The organism is Streptomyces sp. NPDC096323 (assembly GCF_040302845.1).
Taxonomy (GTDB): domain Bacteria; phylum Actinomycetota; class Actinomycetes; order Streptomycetales; family Streptomycetaceae; genus Streptomyces.
Genome location: NZ_JBEOSI010000008.1, coordinates 159,461 through 182,331, shown reverse-complemented (window position 1 = coordinate 182,331; position 22,871 = coordinate 159,461). Strand labels below are relative to the sequence as shown.

The following is a 22,871-nucleotide window of genomic DNA, read 5'->3' as shown; positions in this document are numbered from 1 at the left end:
TGGTTCATCCCCGGCCAAATGCCGTGATTCTTACGTGGGTTGTGGCACCACGGGAGCGGCCGCCAAGGTTCCGCATTCTGTCGCAACGGTGGACTCGGTCTCAATTCTCTGCAACTCTCTGACCGCAAAACGCAAAACCCCCATCCCGATGGTGCAGAAATTCATGACCCAGCGGGTACGCAGACAGAGCCGCGCCTTGGCCGCGCCCCCTGCGCCGAGGCCGAAGATCGGGGACATATGAGAACGCAACACCGCCGATGGCGGGTCCTGGCCGCCGCCCTCACCGCCGGCCTGCTGACGGCCGGCTGGCCCGCGCTCAACGCGTCGGCTGCCGGTGGCCCGGACATCGACGCCGGTCACCGCACGGCAGCGAGCAGCGCCGGCAGCGGCAGAGCCCCCGCGAACATCGCCGACGGAGACCCGTCGACGTACTGGCAGGGGTCGGGAAGCGCCCTGCCCCAGTGGGTGCAGAGCGATCTGGGCGAGGTCACCCGCATCGACCAGGTGACCCTCAGGCTTCCGGAGGGCTGGAAGAGCCGCCGTCAGACCCTCTCCCTCCAGGGCAGCGCCGACGGGACGAGCTTCACCACGCTGAAGACCCCGGCCGCCTACACCTTCGCGCCGGGCAGCTCCAACAAGGTGACCATCGACATCCCGGCCACCCGGGCACGGTTCGTACGGGCGACCATCACCGCGAACTCCGCGTCGGACAACGGCCAGCTCGCCGAGCTGGAGGTTCGCGCGGCCGCCGAGTCGTCGGTGAACCTGGCGGCCGGCCGCACGCTCACGGCCAGCAGCTACACCCAGACGTACATCGCCGCCCACGCCAACGACGGCAACGCGGCCAGCTACTGGGAGAGCCGCAACAACGACCTGCCGCAGTGGATCCAGGCCGACCTGGGCTCCTCCGTCCGGGTCGACCGTGTGGTGCTGCGCCTGCCGGACGGCTGGGAGACCCGCAGTCAGACGCTGAAGATCCAGGGCAGCGCCAACGGCACGGACTTCCAGGACCTGACGCAGTCCGCGCCCTACACCTTCAGTCCGATGGCAGGCGAGTCGGCGACGATCTCCTTCGACGCCACGACCACCCGCTATCTCCGCGTCCTGGTCAGCGCCAACTCCGTCCAGCCGGGCGCCCAGGTCTCCGAGCTGGAGATCTACGGCCCCACCGCCGGTGACACCCAGGCGCCGACCGCGCCGTCGCAACTGGCGTACACCGAACCCGCCACCGGGCAGATCCGGCTGACCTGGACGGCGTCGACGGACGACACGGGCGTCACCGGATACGACGTCTACGCCGACAACACGCTGCTCACGAGCCTCGCCGGGAATGTCACCACCTTCACCGACACCCGTCCGGCCGACACCACCGTGTCCTACTACGTACGGGCCAGGGACGCGGCGGGCAACGCGTCGGCGAACAGCAACACCGTCACCCGCACCGCAGGCACCGGCGACACCCAGGCGCCGACCGCCCCGGCGAACCTGAGCTTCACCGAGCCGGCCACCGGACAGATCAAGCTGGTCTGGCAGGCCTCCGCCGACAACAAGGGCGTCACCGGATACGACGTCTACGCCAACAACGTGCTGCGCAAGAGCGTGGCGGGCGATGTCACCGCCTACACCGACACCCAGCCCGCCGGCACCACCGTGTCCTACACCGTCCGTGCCAGGGACGCGGCGGGCAACGTATCGGGCGAGAGCAACACCGTCACCCGCAACGGCAGCACCGGCACCGCGTCCAATCTCGCGGTCGGCAAGCCCGTCACCGCCTCGTCCGTGGTCCATACGTACGTCGCGGAGAACGCCAACGACAACAGCCTGGCCACCTACTGGGAGGGCGCCGGGGGCAGTTACCCCAACACCCTCACGGTGAAGCTGGGCGCCAACGCGGACACCTCGAGCGTCGTCGTCAAGCTCAACCCTGACAGCAGCTGGGGAGCCAGGACGCAGAACATCCAGGTCCTCGGGCGTGAACAGAGCGCCTCGTCCTTCACCGGCCTGGTCGCGGCCAAGGACTACGCGTTCAGCCCGGGCAGCGGCAACACGGTGACCATTGCGGTCGGCGCCCGGGTCGCGGACGTCCAGCTGAAGTTCACCTCCAACTCCGGCGCGCCCGCCGGTCAGGTCGCGGAGTTCCAGGTCCTGGGCGCTCCCGCCGCCAATCCGGACCTCCGGATCGACTCGGTGACCGCGGCCCCGGCCGCGCCCGTGGAGTCGGACCCGGTCACCCTGACGGCAACGGTCCGCAACACCGGTGCGCTCGCCGCGCCGGCGAGCAAGGTCGAATTCCGGCTCGGCGGCTCCAAGGCGGCCACCGCGTCCGTCGGCGCCCTCGCCGCCGGGGCCTCCACTCAGGTCAGCGCCGACATCGGCGCGCGCGACGCGGGCACGTACGCACTGAGCGCGGTCGCCGACCCGGCGAACGAGGTCATCGAGCAGAACGAGACCGACAACACCTGGACCAGCACGACCGGTCTGGTCGTGAAGCCGGTCGCCAGCTCGGACCTGGTCTCCACCGGGGTCAGCACCTCGCCGTCGGCCCCGTCCGCCGGCCAGAACGTCACCTTCTCGGTGGCCCTCAAGAACCAGGGCACCGTCGCCTCGGCGGCGGGCGGCCACGCCGTCACGCTGACCCTGCTCGACTCCAAGGGCGCCACGGTGAAGACCCTCACCGGCGCCTACGAGGGGGCGATAGCCGCGGGTGCGACGAGCGCCCCGGTGAACCTGGGCAGCTGGACGGCGGCCAACGGCTCGTACACCGTGCGAACGGTCGTCGCGGACGACGCCAACGAACTCCCGGTGAAGCGCGAGAACAACACCGTCACCAGCTCGCTCTTCGTCGGACGCGGCGCCAACATGCCCTACGACATGTACGAGGCGGAGGACGGCGTCACCGGCGGCGGCGCGCAGGTCGTCGGCCCGAACAGGACCGTGGGCGACGTGGCCGGCGAGGCGTCGGGCCGCAAGGCCGTGACCCTCAACAGCACTGGCAACTATGTGGAGTTCACCACCAGGGCCAGCACCAACACCCTGGTGACGCGGTACTCCATCCCCGACTCCGCGGGCGGCGGAGGCATCGACTCCCAGCTGAACGTCTACGTCGACGGCACCTTCCTCAAGGCCATCGACCTCACCTCGAAGTACGCCTGGCTGTACGGCGCCGAGACCGGTCCCGGGAACTCCCCGGGCGCGGGCTCCCCGCGGCACATCTACGACGAGGCGAACGTCATGCTGGGCCGGACCGTCCCGGCGGGCAGCAGGATCCGGCTGCAGAAGGACACCGCCAACACCAGCACGTACGCGATCGACTTCGTCAGCCTGGAGCAGGCGACGCAGATCGCCAACCCCGACCCTGCCTCGTACACCGTCCCCGCCGGATTCACCCACCAGGACGTCCAGAACGCCCTGGACAAGGTGCGGATGGACACCACGGGCAAGCTGACCGGCGTCTACCTGCCGGCCGGTGACTACCAGACCGCCAGCAAGTTCCAGGTCTACGGAAAGGCCGTCAAGGTCATCGGCGCGGGCCCCTGGTACACCAGGTTCCACGCCCCCTCCACCCAGGAGAACACCGACAACGGCTTCCGGGCCGAGGCCAGTGCCAAGGGGTCGACGTTCGCGAACTTCGCGTACTTCGGGAACTACACCTCGCGCATCGACGGACCGGGCAAGGTGTTCGACTTCTCCAACGTCTCGGACATCGTCATCGACAACGTCTGGAACGAGCACCAGGTGTGCCTCTACTGGGGCGCCAACACCGACAGCATCACCATCAAGAACTCCCGCATCCGCGACACCTTCGCCGACGGCATCAACATGACCAACGGCTCGACGGACAACCACGTCGTCAACAACGAGTCCCGGGCCACCGGCGACGACAGCTTCGCGCTGTTCTCCGCGATCGACTCCGGCGGCGCGGACATGAAGAACAACGTCTACGAGAACCTCACGTCCCTTCTGACCTGGCGCGCGGCGGGTGTCGCCGTCTACGGCGGCTACAACAACACCTTCCGCAACATCCACATCGCGGACACCCTCGTCTACTCCGGCATCACCGTCAGCTCGCTGGACTTCGGCTACCCGATGAACGGCTTCGGGACCGATCCGACGACGGTCGAGAACGTGTCGGTGGTCCGCTCGGGCGGTCATTTCTGGGGGACGCAGACCTTCCCCGGGATCTGGCTGTTCTCCGCGTCCAAGGTCTTCCAGGGCATCAGGATCAACCACGTGGACATCGTCGACCCCACGTACAGCGGCATCATGTTCCAGACCAACTACGTAGGAGGACAGCCCCAGTTCCCCATCAAGGACACCATCCTGACCGACATCACCATCACCGGAGCCCGCAAGAGCGGGGACGCCTTCGACGCCAAGTCCGGATTCGGGCTGTGGGCCAACGAGATGCCGGAGTCCGGCCAGGGGCCGGCCGTCGGTGAGGTCACCTTCAACGGGCTGAAGCTCAGCGGCAACGCCCAGGACGTGAAGAACACGACGTCCACCATGAAGATCAACATCAACCCGTAACCCGGCACCGCAACCAGGGGCGCCGTCCGGTCCGCCGGGCGGCGCCCTGTGCTGCACCCGCACAGGGCCGCACACGACGTGCGAAGTGCTGTCAAACTTTTACGAAAACTGCGCGAGATATTGCGTTCACATGTTGCCGCTGGTTGAGTGTGCCTCGCCCCGGCAGAGAGTCGGCCGAGGGCCATCCACGCTCATGCCCAAAGGGGATCATCGATGAGAAGTGCCGGGTTGCGCCGCACACGCCGTATCAGCCGTGCCTCCGCGGCTGCCCTTGTCACCGCACTTGCCCTGACCTCGCTCGCCTCCTGCGGCACGAGCAGCAGCAAGGACGAGGACTCGAGCAGCGCGTCCAAGGGATCGTCCGACCCGTCCGCCCCGCTCGACCCGAAGGCGAAGGTGACGATCTCGATCGACTGCATGCCGCCGGCGGCCAAGGCCGCGGAGCTGCGCGAGTGGAACGAGGACATCAAGACGTTCAACAAGACGTACCCGAACGTCAAGATCAACGGAAAGTCCACCCCCGGACAGTGCAACGAGCCGCCCCGCTTCACGGCGATGCTGAAGGGGAAGTCGCAGCCCGACGTCTTCTACGCGTACTTCACCGACCTCCAGCAGGTGCTGGACAACAACGGGGCCGAGGACATCTCCGCCTACGTCACCGACAAGACCGTGCCGGCCCTCAAGGACATCCAGCCCCAGGTCATCGACGTGGCCCGCAAGGACGGCAAGCTCTACGCCCTGCCGACCAGCAACTACACCATGGGCCTGATGATCAACCGGAAGCTGTTCACGCAGGCCGGTCTCGACCCGGACACCCCGCCCGCCACCTGGGAAGAGGTGCGCACGGCGGCCAAGAAGATCGCGGGCCTGGGCAAGGGCATCGCCGGCTTCGGCGAGTACAGCGCCGGCAACAACGGCGGCTGGCACTTCGCCGCCACCCAGTACGGCCTGGGCGGGGACGTCGTCGACGCCTCGGGCAAGAAGGCGGCCTTCAACGACGCCACCGGTAAGCAGGTCCTCCAGCAGCTGCACGACATGCGCTGGGAGGACGACAGCATGGGCAAGACCCAGCTGTTGAAGTGGGGCGACCTGCAGAAGCAGATCTCCAGCGACAAGCTGGGCATGTTCCTCGCCGCCCCCGACGACATCGCGTACATGGTGCAGCAGCTCGGCGCCCAGTACGAGACCTTCGGCCTGGGCCCGATACCCGGCGCCAAGGGAACCCTGTTCGGCGGCAACAACTACATGATCAAGAAGGGCAGCTCGCCCGACCAGATCAAGGCCGCCGTCGCCTGGCTCAACTTCAAGAACCTCACCCCGGGCAACGGGCAGTTCGACTGGGCCCGCACCAAGGCCGACAAGCTCCCCGTCGGGCTCCCGCAGCCGAACTTCTTCCTGGGCGACAGCAAGACCAAGGACGACGCGTCACGCACCGCCAACGCGTCGATGCCCATCCAGAACTTCAAGGCCTTCATGGACAACCCCGTCCAGGGCAAGGCCGAGCCGCCGAAGGCCCAGGAGATCTACAAGATCCTCGACAACGCCATGTCCGGTGTGCTGACCAACAAGGACGCCGACATCGACAAGCTGCTCTCCACCGCGGAGCAGCAGGTCAACCAGGTCCTGGCGAACCAGTAACGGACGCGCGGGACCGGGTCACGCGGACCCGGTCCCGCATCCGGACCCGTCCGACTGCGCTCGAAGTTCACCGGCACCGAGGAGACACACCATGTCGGCCCCTACTCTGTCCTCACACAAGGCGCCCAGGCCCCGCCCAGGACACCCACGCCCCGCCCGCCGGGACTCCGCCCGCGAGGAGTTCCTGCGCGCCGTGCGCCGCAACATCTCAGCACACGGCTTCCTGATCGGAGCGGTGCTCTGCTTCTCGCTCTTCTCCTGGTACCCGATGGTCAGGGAGTTCGTCCTGGCCTTCCAGAAGACAGAGGACGGCAAGACCACCTGGGCCGGCTGGTCCAACCTGACCTACGTCTTCAACGACCCGGCGTTCTGGCAGGCCTGGCGCAACACCGCCCTGTTCACCGTGCTGGCGCTGCTGCTCGGCTTCGCCGTCCCGTTCGTCGTCGCCGTCGTGCTCAACGAGTTCCGGCACGGGCAGGGCTACCTGCGGCTGCTGGTCTACCTGCCGGTGATGCTGCCGCCGGTCGCCTCCGTACTGCTCTTCAAGTACTTCTACGACCCCGGATACGGACTCTTCAACCGCATCCTGGACATCTTCCACCTGCCCGCCCAGCAGTGGCTCCAGGACACCGACACCGCGATGCTCTCGGTCGTCATCGCGGCGACCTGGATGAACATGGGCGGCGCGACCCTGATCTACCTGGCCGCGCTCCAGGGCATCCCGGGAGAGCTGTACGAGGCGGCGGAACTCGACGGCGCGGGGCTGCTGCGCAAGGTCTGGCACGTCACCATCCCGCAGACCCGGCTCATCCTCTCGCTGCTCCTGCTCATGCAGGTCATCGCCACGATGCAGGTCTTCACCGAGCCGTTCCTGCTCACCAACGGCGCCGGCCCGGAGGGCTCCACCACCACCGTCGTCTACCTCATCTACCAGTACGCCTTCAACTTCAACAACTACGGCAGCGCGGCGGCACTCGGCCTCGTCCTGCTCGTCGTCCTCGCGGGATTCTCCGCGGTGTACGTACGACTGAGCCGCAGCAGCGAAGACTAGGACGGGAGCACGACCATGGCATCGAACACACTGGTCTCCCGGCGCGGGAGCCGGCGGCCAAGGGCCTCACGCGCGTCCGACGTCGCGCGCCAGCGGACCCTGATCTCACCGGCACAGCTCGGCAGACCCCGCGGCAAGGCGTTCTACTGGATCGTCTTCGGCGTGGTGGTCGTTCTTTTCACGGTGGCCTTCCTCGGGCCGCTGTACTGGATGGTCACCGGTGGCCTCAAGACCACCCAGGAAGTCGTCCAGAGCCCGCCCACCGCGTTCCCCAGCTCGCTCCACACCGAGAACTACAGCCAGGCCTGGACCGTGATGGACCTGTCCAAGCTGCTCTTCAACACCCTGTACTACGCTTTCGGGGCGCTCTTCTTCCAGCTCGTCTTCGACGTCGCCGCCGCGTACTCGCTGTCCAAGCTGCGGCCGGTGTTCGGCAAGGTCATCCTCGGGATGATGCTGGCGACGCTGATGATCCCGGCAACCGTGCTGGTCGTGCCCCAGTACCTCACGGTCCTGGACGTCCCGGTCTTCCAGCGCAACCTGGTCAACTCGCCGTGGGCGATCTGGCTGCCGTCGGTCACCAACGCCTTCACCATCTTCCTGCTGAAGCGGTTCTTCGACTCCATTCCGCGAGAGCTCCTCGACGCCGCCGCGATCGACGGCGCGACACCCCTGCGCACCCTGCGCTCGATCGTCCTGCCGATCTCCCGGCCGATCCTCGGCGTCGTCTCCATCTTCGCCGTCGTCGGGGTGTGGAAGGACTTCCTCTGGCCGATGCTCACCCTGCCCGACCCCAGCAAGCAGACGCTCAACGTGGGCATCTACTCACTGGCCAGCGGCGTCCCGGAGAACATCCTCATCGCCGCGCTCACCATCGCGTCGATCCCGACGCTGCTCATCTTCCTGCTCTTCCAGCGCAACATCATGAGCGGTCTGACCGCCGGCGGCCTCAAGGGCTAGCCCTTTTCGGACCGCCGCCCCTCCCCATCGAGGGGCCCGTACAGCCGCCTTCCCCTCAGCACTCCGCCGCCGGCCCTCCCATCCTGCCCCGCTCGCCGGGCCGGCGGCGGAGTCCCACCTGCCCGAAAGGAACGCCACGTGGCAGCCAACCGTCCGTCCGAGGCCACCGCGAACTGGTGGCGAGACGCCGCCATCTACCAGATATACGTACGCAGCTTCGCCGATGGCGACGGTGACGGCACCGGCGACCTCGCGGGGGTCCGGGCCAAGCTGCCCTACCTCGTCGAACTGGGCGTGGACGCGCTCTGGTTCACCCCCTGGTACCTCTCCCCGCTCGCGGACGGCGGCTACGACGTGGCCGACTACCGCGCCATCGACCCCGCGTTCGGCACCCTCGCCGAGGCCGAGAAGCTGATCGCCGAGGCCCGCGGGCTGGGCATCCGCACCATCATCGACATCGTTCCCAACCACGTGTCCGACCAGCACGCATGGTTCCGGGCCGCCCTCGCAGCCGGCTCCGGCAGCCCCGAGCGCGAGCTCTTCCACTTCCGCACCGGCCGCGGCGCCGACGGCGAGATCCCGCCCAACGACTGGGTCTCCGAATTCGGCGGCACCCCCTGGACCCGGCTGGACGACGGCGAGTGGTACCTCCATCTCTTCGCCACCCAGCAGCCCGACCTCAACTGGGCCCACCCCGCGGTCCGCCAGGAGCACGAGGACGTGCTGCGCTTCTGGTTCGAGCGGGGCGTCTCGGGCGTACGGATCGACTCGGCCGCCCTCCTCGCCAAGGACCCCGCCCTGCCCGACTTCGTGCGGGGCAGCGACCCGCACCCCTTCGTCGACCGCGACGAACTGCACGACATCTACCGCTCCTGGCGTGCCATAGCCGACGAGTACGACGGCGTCTTCGTCGGCGAGGTGTGGCTCCCGGACACCGAACGGTTCGCCCGCTACCTGCGACCCGACGAACTGCACACCGCCTTCAACTTCAACTTCCTGGCCTGCCCCTGGGACCCCGCACTGCTGCGGACCGCGATCGACGACACCCTTGCCGAGCACGCGTCGGTCGGCGCGCCCGCCACCTGGGTCCTGTGCAACCACGACGTGACCCGCACCGTCACCCGCTACGGCCGTGCGGAGACCGGGTTCGACTTCGCCGCGAAGACCTTCGGCACCCCCACGGACCTCGCCCTGGGAACCCGGCGGGCTCGCGCCGCCGCCCTCCTCTCGCTGGCCCTGCCCGGCGCGGCCTACCTCTACCAGGGCGAGGAACTCGGGCTGCCGGAGGCCGACATCCCGCTCGACCGCATCCAGGACCCGATGCACTTCCGCAAGGGCGGCACCGACCCGGGACGCGACGGCTGCCGGGTACCGCTGCCGTGGTCGGCGGGCGAACCGTACGCCGGATTCGGCGCCACCACCGCACCCTGGCTCCCGCAGCCGGCCGGCTGGTCCGCGTACGCCGCCGACCTTCAGGGCGACGACCCGCACTCCATGCTCAGCCTGTACCGCGAGGCCCTGCGGCTGCGCCGCACCGAACCGGGCTTCGGCACGGCGGGAGAGCCCGGGATACGGAGACTGACCTGGCTGGACGCCGCACCCGGGGTGCTCGCCTTCACCCGGACCGACGGTCTCGTCTGCGTCGTGAACCTGGCCGCCGAGGCCGCCGAGCTGCCCCCGCACACCACCATGCTGCTGGCCAGCGGGCCCCTGGACCCGGCGGGGAGGCTGCCACAGGACACCGCGGTCTGGCTGCGCGTCTGACCACCCCGTCCGCCGGTCGGTCGTGGCACGGCCGGACCGACCGGCAGGATCGCGGCCGAGCGAGGGCTGCGGCACAGTGGGGTATGCGGCACAGTGGGGCATATGGACGCACCGAACGAGCTGAACGCCCTGGCCGACGAGCACCTGACCGCGGCCCGCACCTCCCCGCACGGCCGCAGCGCGCACCTCCTGCTCCGCCAGGAGCCGCTGCGCCAGACCGTCATCGCGCTGACCTCCGGCAGCTCCCTCGACGAGCACAACGCCCCGCCCGCAGCCTCCCTCCAGGTCCTGCGCGGCTCGGTACGGCTCACCGCAGCCTCGGGCGATCAGGAACTCGCCGCCGGACAGCTGTACCCGATCCCGCAGGAACGGCACGGGCTGCTCGCCCTGGAGGACGCCGTGGTGCTGCTGACGGCCGTCAACGACTGACGGACCGCACGCGAGGCATGCGAGGAAGTCGCTCCCCGCTCTTGTGGGAGCGCTCCCAATTTCGGCAGGATGAGACGGTGACCCTGCTTCCCGGCCTGCGGGCCTATCGATCCGACGATCGCGCCGCGCTCGCGGACATCTGCGTACGAACGGCCGACAACGGCGGCGACTCCCGGCACCTGTACCCGGACCTGGACCTGATGCCGTCGATCTTCGCCGAGCCGTACGCCTACCTCGAACCCGACCTGGCCTTCGTCATCGACGACGGCACGGGCCGGGCCGTCGGCTACATCCTGGGGACGGCCGACACCCCGCGCTTCGTGACGGAGTTCCGCAAGCGCTGGCTGCCCCTGGTCGAGGACCGCTACCCGCGTCCCGAAGCTCCGCCGCGCAGTCCCAGCGACGAGATGATCGGGCTCCTGCACAACCCGGAGCGCATGGTCCTGCCGGAACTCATCGACCACCCCGCCCACTTGCACATCGACATGCTGCCCGACTGGCAGCGCAAGGGGTACGGCAGGGAGCTGATGCGCGCCTTCCTCGCGGCCCTGGACGCCAAGGGGGTCGACGGCGTGCACCTGTGCATGCTCACGTCCAACACCCCGGCCAGGGCGTTCTACGACCGGCTCGGTTTCACCGGGATCGACGTCCCCGATCCCGGGCCCGTCAGCTACCTCGTGCGGTCCACGGCCGCGGATCTGTAGTCCGTCGCCGGTGACGCGGGTGCCGCCCGGGTCCGCTGGGCAGGTAGTCCTGGACGAGCCCGCGACGGGGGCGGCAAGCCGGTGGCGAGAGGTGTGTGACGTGAGGGAGCGGACCGTGTGGGAGTTCTCCGACGACCGAGGACAGGTGTCGGCTGCCGACAGGCGCCCGGCAAGGATCCTCGCCTATGTCCAGGCCGGTGCGACCTTATGGGACCACGGCATCCGCCCGAGCGGGATATTCGGCTCCGGGCACGACGACCCCCAGGTGCCGGACGCGGCCAAGACCGGGTCGCTGCCCCTGGCCGACGTCGCGTACCTCGGGGCGGGCGCCACGCTGGACGCGGACACGCTGCTGAGGGGGGAACCGGACCTCGTGGTGGCCGTCAGCTACGGCGGCGGTCAGGTCTACGGCCTCGATCCCGCCACGGCCAAGCACCTGGAGGGGCACGTCCCGGTCGTCGTCATCGACGTGGGCCAGGCGCGCACTCTGACCGATATCGGTGACCGGTTCGCCGAGCTGGCCCGTTCGCTCGGGGCCGAGGAGCCCGCCGCGGCCACCCGGGAGCTGGACGCGGCGCGGAACCGGCTGCGCGCGCTGACCGCGGGCCCGGACCGGGCGAGGGTCATCGCGCTGTCCCCGGCGGGCCCGGAGCAGGTGCACCTGGCCCGTCCCCGGATGTGGCCCGAGCTGCGGGTGCTGGCCGAGCTCGGCGTCGGCATGGTGGAACCCGCCGAGGGCCCCGGTGCCAACTGGTCCACGGCCGGCTGGGCCCAGGCCGCCGCGCTGCGGCCTTCCGTCGTGCTCGCCGACATCCGTGCCCACGCCACCTCGCTCGACGCGCTCCCGGCCGACGGCCCCTGGGCATCGGTCCGCGGAGCCGTGCGCGTGGTGCCCTGGAACCCCGAGCCGGTGTGCAGCGCACGGGCCCATGCGCGGTTCCTGGCACTCGTGGCCGACGCGCTGGAGGCGTAGGGCCTGTCCGGCGGTCCTGGGAGATGCCCCGGACGGACGTGTGCGATCGCGCGGGCCGCTCCGGTTCGCCAGGCTGGCCGGGAGCGTCCCGCGCCCGTACCCGCACGTCCCCAGGAGCAGGCATGCAGCAGGACAAGCACCCTTCGTACCGACCCGTCGTCTTTCGTGACCGCTCGGCGGGCTACGCCTTCCTGACCCGGTCCACCGCCTCCAGCGAGCAGACGATCGACTGGGACGACGGCAACAGCTACCCCGTCATCGACGTCGAGATCTCGGCCGAGAGCCACCCGTTCTACACGGGCAAGGCGCGGGTCGTCGACTCCGAGGGGCAGGTCGCCAAGTTCGAGCGCAGATACGGCGAGGAGGGCGGCGCCGACGCCTCCTGACCGCGCGCGATCCGAGTCCCCCGTCCCGTTCGGCCAGGGCGGGGGACTCGGCGCGTCCTCGTGCGCTACGGGTGACCGGCTGCCGACGCCCGTCGCGCACGCGGCAGGATGGTGCCCGGCATGTCCGCAGGAAGTCCCGCCTGCCAGGACGACGCCCGGGCCACCGCACTCCAGGAGAGGTCACCTTCATGCTCGACAGTTCCGGCCTGCTGGTCATCGGTGAATGCGTCGCCGACATCGTCCGACTGCCGGATGCGGCCGACCGGGTCCACCCGGGCGGAAGCCCGGCCAACGTCGCGTACGGCCTGGCCCGGCTCGGACACGGCACGACCCTGCTCACTCAGCTCGGAGCCGACGCGAACGGGCGGCTGATCCGCGACCACCTGACCGGAGCCGGGGTCGAGATCCGGACGGACGGCTCCACCGCCCCCACCCCGTCCGCTGCGGTGACTCTGGACGGCGGGGGGCGGGCCACGTACACCTTCGAGATCACCTGGACGCTCGGCGCGGTCTCCCTGGAGCGGCCCCCCGCCCATGTGCACACCGGCTCGATCGCGACGGTCACGGAACCCGGCGCGGCCACGGTCGTGGCCGCCCTGGAATCGCTGCGTGCCGCCGCGACGGTCAGTTACGACCCCAACGTGCGGCCGGAGCTGATGGGCGACCACGAGACCGCCGTGCGACGGGCCGAGCTCTGTGTGGCCCTCAGCGATGTCGTCAAGGCGAGCGACGAGGACCTGGACTGGCTGTATCCGGGCGAGGATCCGGTGAGGGCCGCAGAACGGTGGCGCGCCACCGGCCCGGCCGTCGTCCTCGTCACCCGGGGCGGCGACGGGGCGTTCGCGGTCCTGCCCGACGCGCGGGTGAGCGTCGACGCGCTGCCGACCGAGGTCGTCGACACGGTGGGGGCGGGGGACGCCTTCATGTCCGGCGCCCTGCACGCGCTCGCCGCACACGGGCTGCTCGGAGCGGCCGGCCGGGAACGGCTGCGGGCACTCGACCCGGCCACCGTGACGGACGTCCTGCGGCACGCGGCGGCCTCGGCGGCGGTCACCGTCGCCCGGGCCGGCGCCAGCCCGCCCGACGAGAGGGAACTGGCCGCGGTGCTCGGCAGGATGTGAACGCCCGGCCGGGCCGCCCGGTCGTGCCCGCTACGCCTTCGCCGTCAGATGCGGGGTGCTGTCGTCGTCCAGGAACTCGACGACCGCCAGGACGAACAGGGCGCACAGCGCGATCCACACCGTGACCAGCCCGGTCGGCCGGTCCCACGCAAGCAGTACCGCGACGGCCACCACGACCACCGTCCAGTTCAGCGGCCGCCTGACCCGGTGCACCCACCTCCCGGCCGGGCCGCCGGTGAAGCCGGCCGCGTCCCGTACGGCCCCGATGCCACCGCTCCACATCGCCATGACCCGGTTCGCCGCGCGGCCCCGGCCCGTGAGCCAGGCGGCGAGGGCCACCACCGCCCCCACGGTCACCACCAGCCGGACCCCGGCGCGCAGATACCCGGCCAGCGCGTCGAACACCGCCCCCGCTGCCGGCTGCGAGACGTGCGGGGGGAGGCTGTCGAGGTAGAACGCGCGCCCGGCCCACAGCCCGAGCCCGAGCAGCCCCGCGCCCACCGCGACCGCCAGCGCCGCGGTCACCAGGGCCCGTCGCCGGCGCACCGCGAGCAGCACCCCGCCCGCCGCCACCAGCAGCGTGAACACGGGCAGCCAGAATCCGAGGAGTTCGAGCGCCCTGAACCCCTTCTTCGCCTTGCCGACCGAGTCCGAGGTCAACAGGGTGAAATCGGTGTGGATCTCGGGAATCTTCCCGGCCACCGTCAGACCGCGGTCGACGAGCCGCTGCTTGACCCGGTCGATGACCGGGGCGAGGTCCAGCGTCACCGTGTCGCCGGCGATCTTCACCGCGCCGCCGCCCTCTCCGGTCAGGGCCTTCACGACGGACGTGTGGGCCGACCGGTTGAGGTTGGTCCACACCCGCTCGAACTCGTCGCTGCTCACGAACTTCTCCACGGTCCCGTGCACGAAGTCCGTGACCCCTGTGGTGAGCGGACCGCCGAGCTTCCCCAGCGCCTTGTCCACCACCGGCCGGTCGGCGGGCGCGACGTCCGCCAGCAGGGCGTCGATGTCCAGACGGTCCATGACGGCATCGGTGACGCGGTGGGTCACCGCCGCCTGCACTTCGGGGTCGGAGGCCAGCGGCTTCATCATCCCCACGTAACGGTCCGTGTCCCCGGCCACTTCGCTCGCCCAGCTCGACAGGAGGCTCAGCGGCGTGAGCACGGCGGCCACCAGGATCAACAGCACGGCGAAGAACGAGCGCGGACGCAGCCGGGAGCGGCCCGGGCCACGGCCCTCCAGCCGCGCCACCCGGTCACGCAGGGCTACCAGTTCGGCGTGCTCGTCCGGTGTGGCCCGCTGGGCGGGGTGCTGTTCCATGCACCAAGGGGATGTCCTGCCCGCCCGTACAGCGCGGCGGATTACGGCATACGGGTGACGATGCGCCCAGCACAACATCAGTGGGTCCAGGAGTCACTCACGCACACTGGCTGGGAACGGTGTCCTGGACGTTTCCCGGTCGTTCCCGCTTTTATGAACACCGTTTTCGACAGCACCGACCCCTCGGAAACCGTCAACGGGCGAGTCGCCGGCCTTCTCAGCACCGTGCTGTTCGGCCCGGACGCCCGCCGCGAACACGGCTTCTGGCGCCGCCTCGTCGCCACCGAGCCGTTCCGCCGGCCGCTCTGGCCGCCGCCGGGCCCCACCCCCGACGAGCGCCTCGCCCTCGCCCACGCACGGCTGCGCACGCTCAACAACGCGCTGGACAGCGCCGCACGCCCGGCCGCCGACCCCCGCGCCCTGGCGGCCCTGCACGAGTGGCTCGCTCCGGTGGACCCGGCGTTCGCCACGGTCGCGGGCGTTCACTACAACCTGTTCCTCGGCAGTCTCCTGGACCACGACGCCGACGGCCCCCGTGACCTGTCGGACTTCCTCCGGCTGCGGCGGATCGGCACCTTCCTCTGTACGGAGGTGGCGCACGGCAACGACGCGGCCGCCATCGAGACGACCGCCACCTACGACCCCGGCCGGGACGGGTTCGTGCTGCACACCCCGCACGCCGGCGCGCAGAAGTTCATGCCCAACACCAGCCCGGCCGGCGGCCCCAAGTCGGGTCTCGTCGCGGCACGGCTGATCGTCGGCGGCGCCGACCGCGGCGTCTTCCTGCTGCTGGTGCCGCTCACGGACGCGTCGCGGGCCCTGCCCGGCGTCCGGGTGCGGCGGCTTCCCGCACGGATGGGCAGTCCCGTCGACCACTGCCTGACCTCCTTCGACCAGGTCTTCGTGGACCGTGGCGCGCTGCTGGGCGGCGCGCAGGGGCGGGTCGGGGGCGACGGGGTGTTCCGCAGCGAGACGGAGGGCCGCAGGCGCCGCTTCCTGGCGTCGATCGGACGGGTCGTCACGGGCCGGGTCTGCATGAGCGCCAGTGCGGCCGGCTCCGCGCGCGTCACGCTGGCCGTCGCCGTCCGCTACGGAGGCCACCGCTTCGTCTCGGCGGGCCGCGCGTCGCCGCCGGTGCCGGTCATCGCCCACCGCAGCCACCACGGCCCGCTCGCCGAGGCCATGGCCACCGTCTTCGCGATGAGCCTGCTGCACCGGCGCGTACTCGACCGGTGGGAGAAGGCCGCGGCGCGGCCGCCCGCGGAGCGGGAGACGGCCGAGCGGCTGGTCGACATCGCCAAGGCATGGATCACCTGGCAGGCCCGGGACGTCATCGTCGAGTGCCGGGAGCGGTGCGGCGCCCAGGGGCTGCTGGAGAACAACGGGATGACCGAACTCGTCACCGGGATCGAGGGTGCCATCACCGCCGAGGGCGACAACCTGGCCATCCACGCCCGGGCGGCCGCCGGACTGATGGCCGACGCGGCACGGGCCCGGCAGGAGGAGCCGGCGCCCGGCCCCGCGAGCGGCGACCTCGCCGACCTGCGGTTCCTCGGCGGGCTCCTGGACCAGGTGGAGGGCATCTGGTTCGCCCGGGCGGCGGCGCGGATGGCGCGGGCGGCACACGGAGACCCGCTGGAGCGCTGGAACGCGGCTTCCGGGCCCGCCCTGCGGGGGGTCGAGGCCCATGCCTACCGGCAGGCAGCCCACGCGTACGACCACGCGCTCGCCGCCCTGCCCGACGGCGAGGCCCGCGACCGGCTGGCCGAACTGGCCCGGCTGTTCGCCCTGCGCTGGGTCGCGCGCAACAGCGGGGACCTGCTCGCCGCCGGCCACCTGACCGCCGGCCAGGTCGACGCGCTGACCGATGCCACCGAGCAGCTCGTCGCCGCCGTGAGCGGCCACCTCCCGGAACTGGCCGACTCCTTCGCGCTGCCCCCGGAGCTGCTCGCGGACTGGCCCATCGCCGGAGCCGACTACACCGACGCGTACGACGACCCGGGTGCCTCCTGGCACACCACCGCGGCCCGGGAACCCTCCGGGGGCGCGCGATGACCGGCACACCGCGGCGCGGAGCCGCCGTGTTCCGGCACCGGGCGGCGGACGCGGCCGGCCGGCTGGGCGTCCGGATCGTCCTGCTGGCCTTCTGGGGGACCGCCTCCGTGCTCTCACGGTGGTGCGAGCGGCCGCCGCGCATCCAGGGTGGCGAATCGGTTCGCCGCAAGGGGTGACCGGCGAGACGCCGACCGGTTGCTCCGGCGCCGGGGCGGTGCGCGACCCCGCCCCGGCCGCCACACGCCTCGGCCGCCACACGCCCGGCCGCCCACCGCCCGTACCACCGGCGCACTGCCGCTGAGCTGCGCAGAGGCTCGTGGTAGCGTGCCGGAGCCAGTCGAACTCCACGTAGGGGTCAGGGAATCCGGTGCGAATCCGGAACTGACGCGCAGCGGTGAGGGGGACGGGCGGGGCCACGGCCACTGGGAGAGCGACGTTTCCCGGGAAGGCGTCCCGTCCGCATGAACCCGAGTCCGAAGACCTGCTGGCACCCGCTGCCCGGCACCGGGCGGCGGAACTCCGTACAGCGGGCCCCGCGCATGGGCCCAGAGACGCCGAGGTACTCCGTGCCGCCCATAGCCGGCCCCGCCCGCTCCGCCGCCCTGCTCACCGCTGCCCTGATCCTGCTGACGGCCTGCGGCGGCGGCAAGGACAGCACCGCCGCCAAGTCCCCGGGGACCGACGGCTATCCGGTCACCCTGAAGAACTGCGGACGGACCGTCACCGTGGACGCGCCGCCGGAGCGCGCCGTTCCGGTCGACCAGGGATCGACCGAGATCCTGCTCTCGCTCGGCCTGGCCGACCGGCTCGCCGCCACGGCCACCTGGACCGACCCGGTGCTGGGAGGCCTGGAGAAGGCCAACGCCGGCGTGCCGAGGATCTCCGACAACCGCCCCTCGTCGGAGAAGGTCCTGGACCAGGAACCCGACTTCGTCAGCGCCTCCTTCGAGTCGACCCTCGCCAAGGGCGGGGTCGCTCCGCGCGAGCAGTTCGAGAAGCTCGGTGTCCCCACCTACGTCTCGCCCGCCGACTGCACCGCCAAGGACAACAGCAAGGACGGCGACGGCGTCCGCAGCGGCCCCCTGACCATGGACAGCGTCTACGCCGAAGTGCGCGACCTGGCCCGGGTGTTCGGCGTTCCCGGGCGTGGCGAGAAGCTCGTCGCCGGGCTGCGCGCCCGCGTACGCGAGGCCACGGACGGCATCGACGCCTCCGGAACGTCCCTCATGTACTGGTTCGCCAACTCCGAGTCCCCGTACCTGGCCGGCTGCTGCGGTGCGCCCGGCATCATCACCCGGGAACTCGGCGCGGAGAACGCCTTCGCCGACACCCACGAGGAATGGCCGCAGATCAGCTGGGAGACCGTCGCCGACCGCGACCCGGACGTGCTGGTCATCGGCGATCTGACCCGCAAGTCGCAGACCGCCGAGAGCGCCGCGAAGAAGATCGCCTTCCTGGAGTCCGACCCCGTCACGAAGAACATGAACGCCGTCCGGCACAAGCGCTACGTGCTGCTCAGCGGCCAGGCCATGAACCCCACCATCCGGACCGTCGAGGGCGTGGAGCGTGTCGCCGCCGCTCTGCGCAGCTTCGGGCTCGCCCGGTGACGGACACCGAACAGGCCGTCGCACCGCGCGAGGACGCGGGCGCGGGCGCCCGCCCCGGCCGGCCGGGTGTCCGCGACGGGCTCCTGTGGACCGGCGGGCTCCTGCTGCTCGCCCTGTCCGTCGCGGTCGCCGTCACCATCGGACCGGCCCGGATCTCGGTCGCCGACGTCTGGTCCGCGGTCGCCTCCCACCTCGGCGCCGGTGAGTCGCGGCTGAGCCCGATCCGCGACGGCATCATCTGGAACCTGCGCATGCCGCGCACCCTGCTCGCAGCCGTCTGCGGTGCGGGGCTCGCGGTCTGCGGCACCGTCATGCAGTCGCTGCTGCGCAACCCGCTCGCCGACCCGTTCGTCCTCGGGGTCTCCTCCGGGGCGTCGACCGGTGCGGTCGCGGTCGTCGTCCTCGGCGTCGGCGGGGGAGCGGTCTCCCTGCCGGCCGGAGCGTTCATCGGGGCGCTGTGCTCCTTCGCGCTGGTCATGCTGCTCAGCCACACCCTCGGCGGCAGCACCGACCGGGTCGTCCTGTCCGGGGTGGCGGCCATGCAGCTGTTCTCCGCGCTCACCTCCTTCGTCGTGATGACCGCCGCCGACGCCGAGCAGACCCGCGGCGTGCTGTTCTGGCTGCTGGGCTCGCTCGGCGGCGTCGGCTGGAGCGATGTGTGGATCTGTACCGCCGTGCTCGCCGTCACCCTGCTGATCTGCCTCGGCCACGCCCGTACGCTCGACGCCTTCGCCTTCGGCCAGGACGCGGCGGCGGCCCTCGGCGTCCACGTCGGCCGCACCCGGATCGTCCTGCTCTGCACGACCGCGCTGCTGACCGCCGCGCTCGTCAGCTCGGCCGGCGCCATCGGCTTCGTCGGACTCGTGCTGCCGCACGCGGCGCGCGCCCTCACCGGCTCCGGGCACCGCAGGCTGCTGCCGGTCACCGCTCTGGCCGGGGCCGTGTTCCTGGTCTGGGTCGACACCCTGGCCCGGACCGTCCTGGACCCGCAGGAGGTTCCGGTGGGAGTCGTCACCGCGCTGATCGGGGTCCCCGCCTTCGTCCTCGTCCTCCACCGCACCCGGCGGACCCCGTGACCGGGGCCGTCCCCGGCGGCCTGCGGGCCGGCCGGGTCAGCCGGGAGGCGGGCGGCCGCCTCATCCTGGACGGTGTCTCCGTCGCTCCGCCGCCCGGCGCCACCCTCGGGCTGATCGGGCCGAACGGCTCCGGGAAGTCCACCCTGCTGCGGATACTGGCCGGGGTCCTCGACCCGGACGCGGGGCTGGTCACCCTCGACGACGATCCGCTGTCCGAGGTCGGCCGCCGCACCGTGGCGAGGCGCGTCGCGGTGGTCGACCAGCACGCCGTCACCCAGGTCGAGCTGAGCGTCGTGGACGTCGTACGCCTGGGCCGCATCCCGCACCGCCGTGCCTGGTCGGCGCCGACGGCGGCGGACGAGAGCGCGGTGCGCGAGGCCCTGGAGCGGACCGGTCTCGCCGACCGCCGCGACCAGTCCTGGCACACGCTCTCCGGCGGTGAGCGCCAGCGCGTCCAGATCGCCCGCGCGCTCGCCCAGCAGCCCCGGGAACTCCTGCTGGACGAACCGACCAACCATCTGGACATCCAGCACCAGCTCGAACTGCTGACTCTGGTCACCTCGTTGCCGCTGACCGCCGTCATCGCCCTGCACGACCTCAATCTGGCCGCTATGTTCTGCGACCGGATCGTCGTGCTGAACGAGGGACGGGTGGTCGCGGGCGGCACCCCGGCCGAGGTGATCACCGAGCGGCTCATCACCGACGTCTACCAGGTGCGCGCCGTCGTGACACCGGACGGCCCGCAGGGCCGGCCGTCGGTGCGCTTCTGCCCGGAGCGGCCCTGACGCCCTTGCCGGCGCGGAACCGCGAGAAGCGGGCGGCGCGAAACCGCGAGAACCGTGGAGCGCGGAGGGCGGGCCCCGGCGCGGGGCCCGCCCTTCACTGGTGCGGTTCGGCCGTCCGGCACGGTGCGCCGGAGGTCAGCGGCGTCGGCCCTGGCCGAATTCACCGCCCATGTCCTTGCCACCCATGTCCGGGCCGCTCTTGGTGGTGCCGTCCGCGTAGTCGATCTGCTCCTTGCGCAGTTCGGCGGAGACTTCCTTCTGCTCGGTCACCTTCTGCGTCTCCATCCGTACGCGCTCGACCGGCACCGTCTCCTTGCGCATCGTGGCGCGTTCGGCGTGCAGCGTGACCTCCACGTCCTGCTCGGTGATGTCGGCCCGGCCGGTCACCTTGTCGCCCGGGCGGAGCGGTTCACGGACCACGCGCACCTCTTCGTGCGACACGGGTACGGTCCTGGTGACGTTCTCGGTGACGACGTACTTGTGGAGGCGGGCCTTGCCGCTCTCGTACTCCTCGGTGCCGATGCGCAGTTGCTCCTCGGAACGGATCAGTTCGTCCTTGCCGCCGAGGTCGGCGGCGGAGCGCTGTGTGCCCGCGCCGGCTCCGGCCAGCGGCCGGGACGTGCCGGAGGTCTCCGTGTCGCGGTGCCTGCCGGTTCCTGTTCCGGCGCCCGCGCCCGCCATGCCGGCCGATGTGGTCCGGTCGGTTCCGGAGGTCCGGCCCGCGCCCGCGCCCGCGCCCGCGGCGCCGGCCCCGGCTGCCGCTCCGGCTCCGGCCGCGCCCATGGTGCCCGTACCGGTCGTGGTCGGAGCGTCGGCCCCAGTGGTGCCACCGGCTCCGGCACGGTCGCCGAGATTGGCCTTGGTGTTGCGGGTCAGGCCGTAGTGCCGGTAGAGCTCTTCCTCCTCCGAGACGGAGAGATGGGCGTCCGCGTCCACCCGCGGGGCTTCCTTGACCTGATCCTTCGGATGCGAGATGTGCAGGTCGGAGCCCACGCGGCGGGCTCCGGCGAGGGGCACGAAACTCTCCTTCATGCCGAACAGGCCGGTCTTCACCGTGATCCAGTCCGGCCGGCCGGTGCTGTCGTCGACATACACCCGCCCCACGTTGCCTATCTTCTCGCCCTCGGTGTCGTACACCGTCAGGCCGTCGAGCTCTCCGGAATCCGTGAAACCGTCAGCGGCTCCCATAACCGATTCCCTCCTCGCCCGGGCGCGTCCTGTGGGTGGGTCCAGCAGGGGAGGCGCGTCCGGATTCCATCGCGCCTCACCCGGATGGACGCTGCAACCGCCCAGCCCCCGGAGGCCGGCCGCCGTACCCGCCCCATGTCCGTACAGGCCCCGTGCGACGCGGCTGCGGGGCTGCCGGCCCGATTAGGCCAATCGAGTGAACGGGGGAGGGGGCCCGCGAGCTCGCCCACCGGAGGGCAGGACGGAGCCGACCGGAGGGCAGCGAGAGCGATTTCCGGGAAACCCTTGACACGCGCTGAGGGCACCCGCATTCTTTCGCCAGAAATCGCAACGGCGTTGCGATTTCCGCACCGACAGATCGACGATGACGCGGACGAAGGAGGCCCGGCCCATGGCTGAGCACGGCACGGACACCACCACCCCGGGACCGGCCGGCCAGCAGGCTCCCGCCGTGCTGCAGACCGTGGACAGGGCCCTGCTCGTGCTGCTCACCTTCACCGAGCAGCGCCCCGAATGGGGCGTCAGCGAACTGGCCCGCCACCACGGCTGGGACAAGGCCGTCGTGCAGCGCCTGCTCACCACCCTGAGCGCGCGCGGCTTCCTGCTCTGCGACGACAACAGCCGTCGCTACCGCCCGGGTCCCGCCCTGTCCCGGCTGGCCAGGGTCAGCGAGCACAGCGGAGTGCTGTCCTCGATCTCCCGCCCGGTACTCGCCCGGCTGCTCCGGGAGACCGGCGAGAGCATCGTCCTCAACGTTCCGCACGGCGGCAGCTACCGCTGCGAAGCCGCCGTCGACGGCACCGGACCCGTCCGCTACACCGCGATCATCGGCGCCGTCATGCCCGGCCACGCCGGAGCGTCCGGGCACACGATCTTCGCGTACCACCCCGAACGCGAGATCCGGCAGATGTTCGGCGCCACCGGACTGACGCGCTTCAACGACCGCACCATCACGGACCTGGACGCGCTGCTCGCCTGCTACGCGCAGGTCCGCGCCGACGGCTACTGCATCAGCCACGGCGAGTACGACGAAGCGGTGACCGCGGTCTCCGCCCCCGTCTTCCAGGGGGAGGGCGTCCCCGCATCCCTCACCGTCATCGGCCCGTCCCACCGCGTGGAGCGGGCCGCCGACACCCTCGTGACGCTGGTACGCGCCGGAGCGGCGGAGATCACCGCCGCCCTCGGCGGCTGAACCCGGCGCCCCGTACGAACCCGCCCCAGCGCGGCCCTCGCGAACCGCCGCCCACCCCACCGGGGACACACCCAGGGCCTTTCGCCCTGGCT

The 22,871-nt window shown here is 71.2% G+C and carries 18 protein-coding genes and 1 riboswitch; of the genes, 16 read left to right on the top strand and 2 right to left on the bottom strand.

All coding sequences use genetic code 11. The annotated features are described in order from the left end of the window. The first annotated feature begins 237 nt into the window (after window positions 1-237). The 10 genes from ABTX18_RS23065 (at window position 238) to ABTX18_RS23020 (ending at window position 13,553) form a co-directional block, all read left to right on the top strand. Window positions 238-4,527 (top strand): discoidin domain-containing protein, encoded by a 4,290-nt coding sequence (locus ABTX18_RS23065; protein WP_352124616.1) that lies wholly within the window; start codon window positions 238-240, stop codon window positions 4,525-4,527. A gap of 213 nt (window positions 4,528-4,740) precedes the next feature. Then, a complete protein-coding gene (locus tag ABTX18_RS23060) occupies window positions 4,741-6,165 on the top strand; it encodes an extracellular solute-binding protein (RefSeq protein ID WP_352124615.1) in 1,425 nt (474 codons plus the stop codon). A gap of 91 nt (window positions 6,166-6,256) precedes the next feature. Beyond that, complete coding sequence (locus tag ABTX18_RS23055) at window positions 6,257-7,216, top strand: carbohydrate ABC transporter permease (protein ID WP_352124614.1); 960 nt, start codon at window positions 6,257-6,259, stop codon at window positions 7,214-7,216. A 15-nt stretch (window positions 7,217-7,231) separates the two neighbouring features. Next, window positions 7,232-8,176 carry a carbohydrate ABC transporter permease gene (locus ABTX18_RS23050; RefSeq protein ID WP_352124613.1) on the top strand — a complete coding sequence of 315 codons (945 nt, stop codon included), beginning with the start codon at window positions 7,232-7,234 and terminating at the stop codon, window positions 8,174-8,176. Between the two features lie 138 nt (window positions 8,177-8,314). Beyond that, window positions 8,315-9,940: a glycoside hydrolase family 13 protein gene (locus ABTX18_RS23045; protein WP_352124612.1), complete on the top strand. Its 1,626-nt coding sequence runs from the start codon at window positions 8,315-8,317 to the stop codon at window positions 9,938-9,940. Window positions 9,941-10,042: 102 nt separating this feature from the next. Next, on the top strand, window positions 10,043-10,369 hold the full coding sequence (locus tag ABTX18_RS23040; RefSeq protein WP_351396839.1) for a cupin domain-containing protein: 327 nt from the start codon (window positions 10,043-10,045) through the stop codon (window positions 10,367-10,369). Window positions 10,370-10,446: 77 nt separating this feature from the next. Continuing rightward, entirely contained in the window at window positions 10,447-11,073 is a 627-nt protein-coding gene (locus ABTX18_RS23035) for a GNAT family N-acetyltransferase (RefSeq protein WP_352124611.1), read from the top strand. A gap of 100 nt (window positions 11,074-11,173) precedes the next feature. Continuing rightward, a complete protein-coding gene (locus ABTX18_RS23030; protein WP_352124610.1) occupies window positions 11,174-12,046 on the top strand; it encodes a substrate-binding domain-containing protein in 873 nt (290 codons plus the stop codon). A 122-nt stretch (window positions 12,047-12,168) separates the two neighbouring features. Then, a complete protein-coding gene (locus tag ABTX18_RS23025; protein ID WP_136327157.1) occupies window positions 12,169-12,432 on the top strand; it encodes a type B 50S ribosomal protein L31 in 264 nt (87 codons plus the stop codon). Window positions 12,433-12,620: 188 nt separating this feature from the next. Next, window positions 12,621-13,553: a carbohydrate kinase family protein gene (locus ABTX18_RS23020; RefSeq protein ID WP_352124609.1), complete on the top strand. Its 933-nt coding sequence runs from the start codon at window positions 12,621-12,623 to the stop codon at window positions 13,551-13,553. A 30-nt stretch (window positions 13,554-13,583) separates the two neighbouring features. On the opposite strand, the gene ABTX18_RS23015 is transcribed toward ABTX18_RS23020, so the two are convergent. Beyond that, window positions 13,584-14,876, bottom strand: coding sequence for a hypothetical protein (locus ABTX18_RS23015; RefSeq protein ID WP_352124608.1), 1,293 nt, complete (start codon window positions 14,874-14,876; stop codon window positions 13,584-13,586). Between the two features lie 153 nt (window positions 14,877-15,029). On the opposite strand from ABTX18_RS23015, the gene ABTX18_RS23010 reads away from it, so the two are divergent. The 5 genes from ABTX18_RS23010 (at window position 15,030) to ABTX18_RS22990 (ending at window position 20,399) form a co-directional block, all read left to right on the top strand. Further along, the gene (locus ABTX18_RS23010) at window positions 15,030-16,931 is read left to right on the top strand and encodes an acyl-CoA dehydrogenase family protein (RefSeq protein WP_352124607.1); all 1,902 of its coding nucleotides are present in this window, start codon (window positions 15,030-15,032) and stop codon (window positions 16,929-16,931) included. Continuing rightward, entirely contained in the window at window positions 16,928-17,107 is a 180-nt protein-coding gene (locus ABTX18_RS23005; protein WP_352124606.1) for a hypothetical protein, read from the top strand. Before ABTX18_RS23010 ends, ABTX18_RS23005 begins: the two co-directional genes overlap by 4 nt. Before the next feature lie 141 nt (window positions 17,108-17,248). Further along, window positions 17,249-17,434: riboswitch (cobalamin riboswitch) on the top strand. A 63-nt stretch (window positions 17,435-17,497) separates the two neighbouring features. Next, window positions 17,498-18,538 carry an ABC transporter substrate-binding protein gene (locus ABTX18_RS23000; protein WP_352124846.1) on the top strand — a complete coding sequence of 347 codons (1,041 nt, stop codon included), beginning with the start codon at window positions 17,498-17,500 and terminating at the stop codon, window positions 18,536-18,538. Continuing rightward, complete coding sequence (locus tag ABTX18_RS22995) at window positions 18,535-19,614, top strand: FecCD family ABC transporter permease (RefSeq protein WP_503061189.1); 1,080 nt, start codon at window positions 18,535-18,537, stop codon at window positions 19,612-19,614. The genes ABTX18_RS23000 and ABTX18_RS22995 overlap by 4 nt, the downstream gene beginning before the upstream one ends. Next, window positions 19,611-20,399, top strand: coding sequence for an ABC transporter ATP-binding protein (locus ABTX18_RS22990; RefSeq protein WP_352124605.1), 789 nt, complete (start codon window positions 19,611-19,613; stop codon window positions 20,397-20,399). The genes ABTX18_RS22995 and ABTX18_RS22990 overlap by 4 nt, the downstream gene beginning before the upstream one ends. Window positions 20,400-20,534: 135 nt before the next feature. Here the strand turns inward: ABTX18_RS22990 and ABTX18_RS22985 are convergent, their stop codons facing one another. Beyond that, window positions 20,535-21,587 carry a PRC and DUF2382 domain-containing protein gene (locus ABTX18_RS22985; RefSeq protein ID WP_352124604.1) on the bottom strand — a complete coding sequence of 351 codons (1,053 nt, stop codon included), beginning with the start codon at window positions 21,585-21,587 and terminating at the stop codon, window positions 20,535-20,537. A gap of 391 nt (window positions 21,588-21,978) precedes the next feature. Between ABTX18_RS22985 and ABTX18_RS22980 the strand changes: the two genes are divergently transcribed. After that, on the top strand, window positions 21,979-22,779 hold the full coding sequence (locus ABTX18_RS22980) for an IclR family transcriptional regulator (protein WP_352124603.1): 801 nt from the start codon (window positions 21,979-21,981) through the stop codon (window positions 22,777-22,779). Window positions 22,780-22,871: the final 92 nt, after the last annotated feature.